The sequence below is a fragment of the bacterium genome (genome assembly GCA_024226335.1).
Classification (GTDB): domain Bacteria; phylum Myxococcota_A; class UBA9160; order SZUA-336; family SZUA-336; genus JAAELY01.
The window spans coordinates 1-11,305 of the sequence record JAAELY010000550.1 but is presented as its reverse complement, the minus strand read 5'-3'; the positions used below and the strand labels follow the sequence as shown (position 1 = coordinate 11,305).

At 59.4% G+C, this 11,305-nt stretch carries 9 protein-coding genes; 4 read left to right on the top strand and 5 right to left on the bottom strand.

Annotated features, from left to right (window positions below; translation table 11 throughout):
* Positions 1-248: enoyl-CoA hydratase/isomerase family protein (locus GY725_26880; GenBank protein ID MCP4007824.1), on the top strand; the 248-nt coding region annotated here is incomplete at its 5' end.
* 87 nt (positions 249-335) lie between these two features.
* Here the strand turns inward: GY725_26880 and GY725_26875 are convergent.
* The gene (locus GY725_26875; GenBank protein ID MCP4007823.1) at positions 336-1,520 is read right to left on the bottom strand and encodes an aminotransferase class V-fold PLP-dependent enzyme; all 1,185 of its coding nucleotides are present in this window, start codon (positions 1,518-1,520) and stop codon (positions 336-338) included.
* Between the two features lie 246 nt (positions 1,521-1,766).
* The gene (locus tag GY725_26870) at positions 1,767-2,720 is read right to left on the bottom strand and encodes a serine/threonine protein kinase (protein MCP4007822.1); all 954 of its coding nucleotides are present in this window, start codon (positions 2,718-2,720) and stop codon (positions 1,767-1,769) included.
* A gap of 296 nt (positions 2,721-3,016) precedes the next feature.
* On the opposite strand from GY725_26870, the gene GY725_26865 reads away from it, so the two are divergent.
* Positions 3,017-3,751, top strand: coding sequence for a hypothetical protein (locus tag GY725_26865; protein MCP4007821.1), 735 nt, complete (start codon positions 3,017-3,019; stop codon positions 3,749-3,751).
* Between the two features lie 69 nt (positions 3,752-3,820).
* Here GY725_26865 and GY725_26860 read toward each other — a convergent pair whose 3' ends face one another.
* On the bottom strand, positions 3,821-4,948 hold the full coding sequence (locus tag GY725_26860; GenBank protein ID MCP4007820.1) for a nitronate monooxygenase: 1,128 nt from the start codon (positions 4,946-4,948) through the stop codon (positions 3,821-3,823).
* Between the two features lie 59 nt (positions 4,949-5,007).
* Positions 5,008-6,366 (bottom strand): phosphodiesterase, encoded by a 1,359-nt coding sequence (locus GY725_26855; GenBank protein ID MCP4007819.1) that lies wholly within the window; start codon positions 6,364-6,366, stop codon positions 5,008-5,010.
* A gap of 392 nt (positions 6,367-6,758) precedes the next feature.
* Between GY725_26855 and GY725_26850 the strand changes: the two genes are divergently transcribed.
* The gene (locus tag GY725_26850) at positions 6,759-9,083 is read left to right on the top strand and encodes a M1 family metallopeptidase (protein MCP4007818.1); all 2,325 of its coding nucleotides are present in this window, start codon (positions 6,759-6,761) and stop codon (positions 9,081-9,083) included.
* A gap of 28 nt (positions 9,084-9,111) precedes the next feature.
* Here GY725_26850 and GY725_26845 read toward each other — a convergent pair whose 3' ends face one another.
* Positions 9,112-9,879 (bottom strand): hypothetical protein, encoded by a 768-nt coding sequence (locus GY725_26845; GenBank protein MCP4007817.1) that lies wholly within the window; start codon positions 9,877-9,879, stop codon positions 9,112-9,114.
* A 94-nt stretch (positions 9,880-9,973) separates the two neighbouring features.
* On the opposite strand from GY725_26845, the gene GY725_26840 reads away from it, so the two are divergent.
* Positions 9,974-10,936, top strand: a complete 963-nt coding sequence (locus GY725_26840; protein ID MCP4007816.1) for an OmpA family protein — start codon at positions 9,974-9,976, stop codon at positions 10,934-10,936.
* Positions 10,937-11,305 lie beyond the last annotated feature (369 nt).

Genomic DNA, 11,305 nt, shown 5'->3' with positions numbered 1-11,305 from the left:
GGCTGCTTCACGATCTGGTCGGAGGCTCTCTTGCCCGCGAGTTGACACTCACGGGACGCGCCGTCGACGCAAAGGAGGCGGAAACCCGGGGTCTGGCGGTTCGGGTGGTGAAGGCCGACGCGCTGGAGGACGAGGCGCTGGACCTGGCCCGCAGCATCGCAAAGCGTCCCCGCGACGTATTGCTCAGCGACAAACAAAAGATCATTCGCCGATCCCTACACCTGATTCGCGGAACCCTCGATCTCTGAAAGCGAATCCCACAACCCCGTGCGATGGCCCGGCTCGGGCAGATTGGATGCGAACACCGGAAGTTGATTCGGGAGCAACGATCGGGTTCAGGAGACGGTGCGCTCCACGCCGGCGTGCTTCTCCCACGCGCCGGTCTCGAGTACGTCGGCGAGCTCGTCGACGGCGCACTCCAACTCGTCGTCCCGCGTGTAGAAGTGCGGCGACATGCGGATGCCGACGTCGGGCCGGAAGTCCACGCAGACGTCGCGTTTGTTCAGTTCCGTGGCACAGTCACGCGCGTGCGGGACGTCGACCGCGACAGTGCCGCCGCGGCGCACCGGGTCGGACGACGCTCCGACGCGCCAGCCGCGTCGTTCGAAGAGCTCCGCCAACTTCGCGGTCTGGCGCATCGACTTCTCGCGGACGGCGTCCATCCCCGCCTCGGTCAGAATCTCGAGACCGGCCCGTGCGGCGTGCAGCGCGGGGATGTTCGGCGTACCGGTCAGCCAGCGCCAGGCGCCCGTGCGGAACTCGGTCGGACCGCTCTCGAACTCGAACGGCCGCGGGTGCGCCTGCCAGCCGGTGATGCGCGGCTCGAGCGTGTCGCCCAGTTCCGGCCGCACCCACAGGTAGCAGTTGCCCGGCCCTCCGCAGAGCCATTTGAGACAGCCCCCCACCGCGGCGTCGATGCCCCAGCCGTGCAGATCGACCGGCATCGTGCCGGCCGACTGGAACACGTCCAGCAACGTCGTCGCGCCGACTTCCCGTGCGCGTGCCGCGATGCGCTGCGCGTCCATGATGTAGCTCGACTGGAACAGCACGTGCGAGAAGGCGACCAGACGCGTGCGCTCGTCGATGGCGGCGCACAGTTCGTCCTCGTCGATGGAGATGCCGTCGTGGGTGCGGATCGTGACGATCTCGGCATCCGGATGCTGGTTGTACAGGTACTGGAGCGACGGGAACTCCAGATCGACGACGACGAGCTTGTTGCGGTTGCCGCGTAGGGACAGTGCCGACAGGAAGACGGCCGATGCGAGCGTGACGTTCAGGTGGAAGCTCACCTCACCCGGTCCGGTGCCGAGCAGTGGCCCGAGCAGGTCTCCGGTGTTCACCGCCATCTCCCACCAGCCCTCGCTCCAGGCCCGTACGCCGCGCGTCTGCCACGCGTCCGCGTAGTCCTTCAGCCCGGCTCGCGCGCCGAGCGGCATCGCGCCGAGCGAGTTCGAGATGAGGTATGTGGTCTGGTCCAGGATCGGGAACTGGTCCCGGAACCGCAGCAGGGGATCGTCCATACGGAGAGGATACCCCGCGCGCCTTACAGGTCGAAGTCGGACTCTGCCCCGAATTCTCGGACGGTTGAAGCAAGGCGCTGGACTTTCGCCGACCACGTGGACATTTGGAGGCCATCTCTGATACCAGATCCACCTGGGGAAACGGTGTTCATTCCCGTCGGCCGATGTCTACGGGTCGGGGAGGGCAGGTCACAGGAGCGGTTCAGTTTCGAGAAACGCACGTGGTATTCTCGGCGGTCCAATCGGCTAGTTCGATATGCTGAGCCAGTAGGCGCCGGCGAAGCCTACGATTACGATGAGAATACTCAGAACGATGGGTAGCAGCGCGGTGATGGAGAGTTCCTGTTTTGGCAAGACGGGTGCGGGGGCCCGCTTCAGAGCTTCGTGGGCTTCTTCAAGGACGGTGAGCATTTCGCCCGCACTGTTGAAACGGCTTTCAGGTTCTGTTTCCAGACAGCGTCGAATGAGATCGCCCACGGCTTCAGGAAGAATGCTCGGCAGCAGATCCCAGTTCGGATCCTGCTCCGGAATTCCGGCCGTTCGATCAGAGTCCGTCTCGCCACCGAAGGGTGCACGTCCAGTCAGCGTCTCGTACAGGCAACATCCGAAAGCCCAGATGTCCGCGCGCTCATCAGCCTCCTGTCCACGGACTTGCTCCGGACTCAAACACGTGGTGGTTCCATCGGAGTCGCCAGCTGTGGAGGAACCGGACGGAAGCGTTTGGATGGATGCTGCCAGGCCGAAATCAAGAACCTTGACTCCTCCCGGCGGAATAATCTTGATGTTGTCCGGCTTCAGGTTGCCGTGAATGATGCGATTCCCATGAGCCGTCTCCAGCGCTTTTGCTACTTGAATGAAAAGCGTCAGTGCTCCGTTGACCGAAAGCGGATCTATCTTGAGGCTATCGGCGAGCATCTTCCCGACGACGAATTCAACGACGAGGAACCGAAATCCATCTTCTTCCTCCAGGCTATGGAGGGCTCCGATATTCGGATGGCTCAGCGACGCTAAGGTCTGAACTTTCTGCTCGAGTGAAGCGAGCCACCCCGTATCGAGTGCGGCAGCTTCCGGCAGAACCTTGATCGCCACCGCGCGGTCCAACTCGGTATCCTGGGCGCGATACACCTCGCCAAGTCTTCCGGAACCGATACGGGCAGTGATTTCAAAATGACCAAGACGTGTCCCTGGAGACAGACTCATTGTCGATTTCCTCGCTCTTGCAGCGATCGTGATCCTAATCGATTCATTTAGCGCAGGAGAAGAGATTCAATACCGCTGCGTCCCATGGTATTCGGAAGGGCGATGTCCCGGGAAACGGTGAGCAGGATTTCGCCGCTTATGTTCGGGGCCAGCGCCGCCTCGGCGAGGTGAGTCGGAATCCGTAACCTATTCGCACTCTTACACACGCTATTGTGCAATCCTTCGACGCCCATCCCGATCCCATTTCCAGGTATCATCGGTCCGAAGAAACCAGGCAGGTCAAGTGAATGACAACAATGCTCAATCTCAAAGGCGAAATACCTCAGCGAGTCCACGTGACCTGGAAGCGCAAGGATGTCCTGAACAGCATCTCCCCTGTTGTCCTCAATGGGATCGGTAACATTGCCAGGCTGAATCCTGATTGGAGTCTTGAGATCAGTGATGATGCTGAAATGGAGCAGTACCTGGAAGACCACATTTTCCGGCAGGATTTCCGAAATCTTGCCGAGAAACACATCGTTGAGAAAGTTGATCTCTGGCGCCTGTTGAAGATCTATCACGAAGGCGGGGTGTACACCGATATCGACCGGTTCTGCAACGTTCCCATGGCCAAGATCATCCGTCCGGGGATACGCTGCATTCTTCCAATCCATCACGACATCAATTTTTCCCATGATTTCATGATTAGTGTCCCTTCAAACCCGATTTTCATGAAGGCGATCGAACTGAACCTGGAGCGCCGAAAGCTCGGTTACACGATTTTCCAACTAGGGCCGGACACCTATTACGATGCCGTCTGTCTATGCCTTCTTGGGGAAACAATTGAATGCCCACCTTCGGAACAGAATCTCGCCCGTCTTCGGGAACTTATCCAGCAGGCCCCGGACCTGGAAACCTATCGCGAAGGATCACCGGATTCGCTTTCGTTCCGGTCCAGCGGCGGTGTCCCCTGGCAACCTGGGAACGGGCAGGATGTCGGGGAGTTTTTTGCCAGTGAAAACGTGAAGCATTGGGCTGGCCGATGGGGATAGGGAAAACAGCCTGCGTTCCTGGACGAGTGTCCGGTAAGCGGTGTTATGTCCACTCGGAGCGTGGATCGACTAGCGAATCAATTCGTCGATGCGCCCCAGTGATTCGACATAGTCCTCTTTCATCTCCTGCACGATCTGCCTGCAGCTGCTGACCTCTTTGATCATGCCGATGACCTGGCCCGCCGGTGTCGTGACGAGGTCCTGGGCACCCGCTTCCTTGTGAACCTTCCGGCTGATCCGCGTCAATGCCGAGGTGGTGGCCATGGTCTGCAAGGGCATCGGCAATGGATCCAGTGTCTCCGGATCATCCCAGGCTTCGGTGTAGGGAGTGATCAGGTGGCGCGCAGGCTTGCCGGTGACGCAGCGGGTACGGGCCGTGAGCTCAGAACCCGCCTCGATCAGTTTCTGTCGCACCTCTGGAGGAAGTTCGGATTCGGCACTGGTCAGCCATAGCGACCCGCACCACGCACCCTGCGCCCCTAGCACCATCGCGGCGGCCATCTGCTTGCCCGAGCCGATGCCTCCAGCTGCCAAGACAGGAATCGGCGCAACGGCTTCTACGACCTGGGGAACCAGAACCATTGTGGTGATATCACCGGTATGCCCCGCTGCCTCGTGACCATTGGCGATGATGATGTCTACGCCCGCTTCCTTCTGTTTGATCGCGTGGCGTACACGACCGACGAGAGCGGCGATCTTGATGCCTCTGGCGTGGACACGCTCCACCACATCGGTCGGGGGCACGCCGAGCGCGTTCACCAACAGCGCGGGTGAGAATCCCAGGACGATCTCCAATTGTTCACGGGCCACGCGCTCTGACCAGGCCAGTGAAGAGGTGTCACGCACTTCTGCCTGATCGGATAGTTGTGAGACCCCGTGGCGATCGCAGATTTCCTCGGCAAAACGCGGGTACTCATCGGGAATCAGGTCCCAGAGCTTGGCCGGATCGAATTCCTCACCACCTTCGTTGCGGACAAATTTTTCCGGCATCACCAGATCGATGCCATAGGGGTGGCCGTCGATATGTTCATCGATCCAGGCGAGCTCTTCCCTCAGTTGCTCGGGCGTGAAGTGCACGGCGCCAAATACGCCCATGCCACCGGCTTTGCTGACTGCCACCACGACGTCGCGGCAATGCGAGAAAGCGAAAAGCGGGAAGTCGACGTCGAAGATGTCGGCAATTTTCGGCGTATTCATTCAGGCCTCCATCAGTGGAAGATCCAGAATAGCTCGTCCTCGTCGCCTCGCTTCCGACGCTATCCAATCTCAAACTCCTGAACGCTCTGCACGTGACCGTCTTCTTTCAGATTCCGATCAAATCCGCCGCAATCAAAAAGCCGGGCTGTTGCTGCATCCTTGCTGAAGTCGAGGATGGTGAACCCGTTGACTTCTCGAGTTGGTGCAATTTCCGAAGTGGTCAACCAGTCTGGCTCGGTCGCTGCGATCCCTCGAGCGGCCGATGGCCAGGTTGCGTCAGACGTGCTGACGGGTCCGACCAGAACGGAGCAGACCGGCGCATCCGAGAAATCATCCTTCCCGCTTTCAAGGATCTTGATTGCCCCCTGAGCATGAATGTCACCGGAGAAGATGAAGCGACTGGACGGTCGCCTAACGAGAGCACCCAACAGACGTTGGTGCTGATTCCACCAGCCCTTTGGCCAGAGAAATTTCTGTGCCTTCGATGTCAAACGGCCTGTGCCCCCATCGTCCATCAGGCCTCTGGCGACGACGCCGGTGTAACCGTCCGGCGCCAAGACGTCCGGGTACCATTCTCTCCACTTTCCAGCGGTCCATCCGAGGGGGTGGGAGGGAATGAGTGCGAAGTGGTGCGCCTCAGAGGCCTTCACACGATCGAGGAGCCAGCGCTCGACGGTCGGGGGAACAAGCCCGGCGTCCTCACCTTCGAGGGAAAGATGACCGGCGCAGTCAAATATCGGCGCTTCGAAGAGTTTGCCATAACGCAGCGTGCCAAAAGACCGGTCTGTTTCGGCAGAAGGTCCATCCGGCAAAGGCGGGTAGTAGAGGTCGGCCATGGCCTTGTAGGCAGCTCTGCTGAACGCATCGGGGGGAAAGGTGACGATTTCTTCTTCGGCATCGTCGTTTTCAAAATAGTCGTGATCGTCGGAAATGAATAACATCGGGACTGAGCGAAAGCGCGTGCCGTAGAGGTCCGCGATCTGCTCGTCACCGATGCGCGTGAGCACAGCTTCATTCTTGGTGCCAATCAGCGGGCTTCCGCGATCAAAGGCGCCGTAGAATAGCTTCAGATACCAGCCCGCAACCAGTTTGATCAGTGCAGAGTTTCGTCCCACTGGAGGCATCTTTCCGCCGCGAAGATCCCAGTAGATCTGGTCGCCGATAGCCACCGCGGCGTCAGGTTTCTCTTTCAGGGCATCGTCAAATAGTCGCTGTCTGAATTCATGAGGTTTGAAGAACTGGCGGCCGGGCAAACCAAACCCGTCGGGCCCGCCAGCACAAGTAAAGGCGAGCAGGCGAAAACTCTCCGGCATGCTCTCTGGGGCCGGAAAGGTCTTGAGCGGCCATGGCGACCCGACCCGTCCCTTCTCGTCTTCCAGCTGAAGTTGGTACGTCGTCTCGGGTGTAAGCCCGGCAATTTGAAAAGCCCAGAAACGCCCATGGCTGTCTTGTTGCTTGCCCGCATGCGTGACTTCCCCGACCCGCAGCTCGAGTCTCTTGCACGGCTCTGCGGTGGATACCGATATGCCAAATCCGAATGCTGTGGCCGAAGGAAGAATGTGGCGGACTCTGTTTTGGGCGGCGAAGGCTGTCGCTGGCACAAGCCAGCGAAGTGCCGAGGCGAGAAGGAGTGAGAGTGTCGTCCGACGTGAGATCTTCATGGATGATGTCGCAAGGCGCAGTGATCTCGGATTGACTCTGGAATAGTCATCCTTGACTGATACACCAGTGGGCACGTCGCGCCAACTGACCGCTCTAGTAGACCGCTAGAGGGATCGAACTGTTGAGGGTCTCGATGGAGTAAGATGAGGTGATGCACGAATTGTATTGGCGAACCTTGTTTGCATGGTTCATCGCTGCGCTCGCATGGATATCACCGAGCTATGGCTTTGCTGGTGACCTGGATCCCGCGGCATGCAACCCCAAGGATGTGGAAGAAGCGCTCGCGAGCGGAACGGAGGGAAAGGAACTTGGCAACTGCCTGGTGGAGTGGGAATCGCGACGGGCAGGTGAACTGGCCGCGCTCCCTGAAACTCTGGAGGCTGATTCTGACACTGACGTCACTCACTACTTCCTTGATCTGGAGGTAATTCCCGAGACCACGGGGTCGGTGGTTACAGCGGTTCGGGTCGAGGGAGTCAGCACGATCGATTTTGAACCGACGACCAATGGACTGACCACCTTTACGGTAGACCTCCACAGTTCTCTCACCGTGAATCAGGTGACGGGAGATGTGGCAAGCTGGGCGAGGGTCGGTGACACGATCGAGGTCACCCTGGACGACGCCTATGACGTTGGAGAAGCCGTTCAGGTTGTTGTCGACTACGAAGGTTACCCGCAGGACAACGGTTTCGGCTCATTTCGCTGGTGGATTCGCAATGGCGAAGTTGTGATCGCGACCCTCTCGGAGCCATTTTTTGCGCGCTATTGGTGGGCGTGTAAGGACGCGCTCGACGACAAGGCGACAGCCGAGATTTTCATCACGGTCCCGTCGAATTTGATAGCGCTCTCGAACGGCTCGGATTTGGGAACGGTGGCGCTCCCTGGTAGTCGCACCCAGTATCGCTGGCAAGAATCGTATCTGATTATTCCGTACCTCATTTCGATCGCGATCACAGACTACGAGCGGTACGACTTGCAATACTCCTACGATAATGGTGGTGGCCCGGAGGTGATGCCGGTTTCCTGTTACGTGTATCCCGATCACTGGGACTCGGGCGCGGGTGAACCTTTCGCGAGTTACAAGAGTGGCTGCGATGAAATGGTGGGAATGCTGGAAACGCTATCCGGCCTGTATGGGGAATACCCTTTTGTCGATGAGAAGTATGGCGTGGTCGAAACCGGTGGGTCGGGCGGGCTCAGTGCCAGTATGGAGCACCAGACCCTAAGCAGCATGTGGCGGCTGAACTCCTACAGCGACATCATGGCGCACGAGATGGCTCATCAGTGGTGGGGCGACGACGTAACTTGTGAGACCTGGTATGACATCTGGCTCAACGAGGGATTTGCAACCTACTCCGAATCAATGTACCGGGAATTCAAGACTGGTGGGGGAGCGTCTAGCTATTGGACGCGAATGAACGTTCGGCATCCAAGCAATACCGATGCGCAGGTTTACCGGACTAGCGTGTCGAGTGTCGGCGCCATCTTCAGCGGAAATGACGTTTACAATAAGGGGGCCTGGGTTCTTCACATGCTGCGGCATGTGCTTGGCGACACGGCGTTCTTTGCAGCGCTTTCGGACTATCGCGCGACTTACGGTGCGGATTCGGCGACCACGGCGGAGTTCGCTGCCACGATTTCGGCCAGTGTGGGGGAGGACATCAGCTGGTTTATCGATCAATGGGTGATGAATCCGGGAAGCCCGGACTACGAGTGGAATTACTCGGCCGACAATATCGGGGGACAGGATTATCTGAAACTCGCGATCTGGCAGACGCAAGACGGCGATGGCTGGGATCTGTTTACCATGCCGATCGATATTCGCGTGACCACGGGGTCCGGCACCTCTGTTTTCACCGTCTGGAATGATGACTGGGAGGAATTTTTCGTGATTCCCGTCGATGGTCCGATCCTGGATGTTGAGTTCGACGAAGAGGGCGGGGTGTCGGATCGGAACTGGGTGTTGTGGGACTCTCGGGCCAAAGTTGCAACAGCCGTCGAGTCACCCCCGGTCTTGGTATCGGCGGACATCGCGTTTTTTCCGACCCCCGAAAATGACCTGCAGATTGCGCTTACGTTTTCTGAGGACGTGGGAAGCTTCGACGCCGCCGACCTCCAGCTCAGTGGTGTTGGGATAGGAACCATCGCTCCGGCTTCGGTGAGCTACGACGCTGGGAGCCATGTCGCGATCGTTACGATCCTCGATCTACCCCCAGATCAGTACGTTTTGACGGTATTCTCGGACGACGTTACCGCCAACGGAAAAAACCTCGATGGGGATCGCGTTGCGAGCGGTTGGTGGGAAGAGGGAGAACTACCGACGGGGAATGGAAGTCCCGGCGGCGATGTTCTGCTCTCGTTCAATGCGCCAGCGACGCCGGTGCCATCGGTTTCGACAGAGGGCCTGGTCATGTTAGGGGTGTTGTTGCTAATGGCGACCCGGGGGGCAGGGTCCATGCACAAACGCCGCTGAATGTAAGGACTAACGGAAACCCGTCGCGTCAGTCGCTCTTTGTGGCACCAGCTTCCGAGGGACGCGCCTTCTCGATCGCACGCACGAGCCGAGATCGGGCGGACTTCTCGTCATCACCTGACGCTAGCCGACTTCGGTCGGCGATGTAGCCGTCGGGATTTCGGTCCGCCATGCCGAGGAATTCATCCCCACGTGCGAGCGCAAGTTCGGCATCTTCCAACCGCCCCACTCTGGCCAGGGCCAGCCCCTGCCCGTAGATGAAGAGCGTGTACTGATATACGTTGGAGAAGTTCCGTTGCCGGTCCGTTAGCGCGTGCTCGAGCGGGATCGCTTCTTCCACTGCCGGACGGAACTCGTTCCAGACCGAGCATCGATCGCCGAAGTCATAGTGGCTCCAGGCTACGAGTTCATTGGCCTTGAGTAGATACCACGAGATTGTCTCACTCATTCCGCCTCCAGCTCCCGGGGAGTTGCAGAACACATGAGCGATGATTCCAAAGTCACGATCCCCCACCGCCTCGTAGTCAACTGCCTCTATTGCGATCTCTTCCCAGGCACCGTTTTTGTGCTCGGTTAGTTCGAGACGATGAACACTCCGGTTGTAGAGGCCCTGTCCTGGCTCATAGAGCGACGCGATCGTCTCTTCTAGTGAAGTCCCCGCGCTGGGAAGAGTCAGGAACCAGTCCGGGTGTGATGCGCGATACGCGTAGTAGGGGTTGGAGGTACAGCCGAACGCGGTAGCGATCAGGATGATCGAGAAAGGCAGGCTTCCCCGGTACCACGGTGGTCGATGCATTGCTTCCTCCGAGCGCGATCGCGCTGGCTCAGTCTACGCACTATGGCGATACGGGGTCCAGTCGCGACCGATCGGCGTGTGTCAGAATGCGCCTATGCTCCGAGTTCTTGTGATCCTGAGTTCATTGATTCTGGCAGATACGGTCTCCGTATCGATCGCGATCGAGGGCCCGATCGGTCGGGGTCTGACCGTCTCAGCTGTGGCCGACGAAACAGGACCCGTCGAGGAGGTCGTGAATGACGAGGGCATCGCGGTCCTCGCGCTCCCTCCGGACGCGGATATGATGCTCCTGATCGATGGACGAGAGGCGGGAGTCATCCGCACGCCTCCGGCGGGCTACCGGGCGAGTATTCCGCTGCGCTGGCCACCGACGTTCACTTTGCGAATCCAGACAGCGCTGCCCGATGTATCTGCCGCAGCTCCCGGGCGCGCGGATAGGGAACCGCCTCACAGCTTTCTCATCGTGCCCCTGGAGGCTAGGTCTGAGCCACGAGAGGTGAAGCCGAGCGAGGACGGAGCCATTCTGATTGATTGGCTTCTTCCCGGAGATCGCTTCGATCTGATGTATCGCGGCGCGTCGCAGACCCCTGACGCCTGGCTCTGGTACGCCGGTCCCTTCGAAGTCGAGGCCAATGCAGTGGAGACACTCCGGTTCCGTGATGACGGACGGATCCGGCTGCGGAACGTCGAGTTCGAGACGGGCAGCGCTCGATTCGCCGCGGACAGCGCGCAGGAGAGCGATCGGGTTCTCGAGTTGCTGGCTGGCCAGCTCAGCGGCTATCTGGCCGCGCACCCGGAGCTCGTTCTCGACATTGAAGGACACACCGACGACGTAGGTTCGGCCGAACGGAACCTGAAACTCTCACAGAAGCGCGCCGATGCAGTGCGTCGTCGGCTGGTGTACCACGGACTGGAGGGCGACCGCATCGTCGCCGCCGGCCATGGCGAGACGACACCGCTTGTGGAAAACGACTCAAACGAAGGCCGAGCTATCAACCGACGAGTAGAGCTGAGCCTGCTCAAGCGTGAGTCGTCCATCCCGGCTGTCTCACGCTAGGAACGACGGATAGACCGCATAGAACCTCTTCATCTCTGAGTCCGGTTGGACTTTCCTCGGTCTCGTGGATATTTGGAGGCAGCGGTTTGAGGCGGTTCCAAACGCCTCGGGGCTGACACCGCGAGACTGCTTCCGGCGCGGTGGATCGCGTTCTCCACGGTCGAAACACTCCGCAAGCCCGCGTTGCTGTCACGCTGCTACTCACCGGTCCTTGCTCGGCGACGACAAGCCTGTGCCACTTCGGCTTCTCGCAGCTTCGCGATGATCGGCTCTGCCGTATGCCGCTTCCTTGCCATCTTCGTTCCCGCTCCGAGCACCGGGATTCGACATGGCCTCGGCTCAGGGCTCAGGGGTCAGGTCAAGTCTGTC

What these genes read in the sequence shown, in the direction of transcription:
- GY725_26875 (MCP4007823.1), bottom strand. Translation starts at nt 1,520, where the DNA reads ATGGACGATCCCCTGCTGCGGTTCCGGGACCAGTTCCCGATCCTGGAC.
- GY725_26870 (MCP4007822.1), bottom strand. Translation starts at nt 2,720, where the DNA reads ATGAGTCTGTCTCCAGGGACACGTCTTGGTCATTTTGAAATCACTGCC.
- GY725_26865 (MCP4007821.1), top strand. Translation starts at nt 3,017, where the DNA reads ATGCTCAATCTCAAAGGCGAAATACCTCAGCGAGTCCACGTGACCTGG.
- GY725_26860 (MCP4007820.1), bottom strand. Translation starts at nt 4,948, where the DNA reads ATGAATACGCCGAAAATTGCCGACATCTTCGACGTCGACTTCCCGCTT.
- GY725_26845 (MCP4007817.1), bottom strand. Translation starts at nt 9,879, where the DNA reads ATGCATCGACCACCGTGGTACCGGGGAAGCCTGCCTTTCTCGATCATC.
- GY725_26840 (MCP4007816.1), top strand. Translation starts at nt 9,974, where the DNA reads ATGCTCCGAGTTCTTGTGATCCTGAGTTCATTGATTCTGGCAGATACG.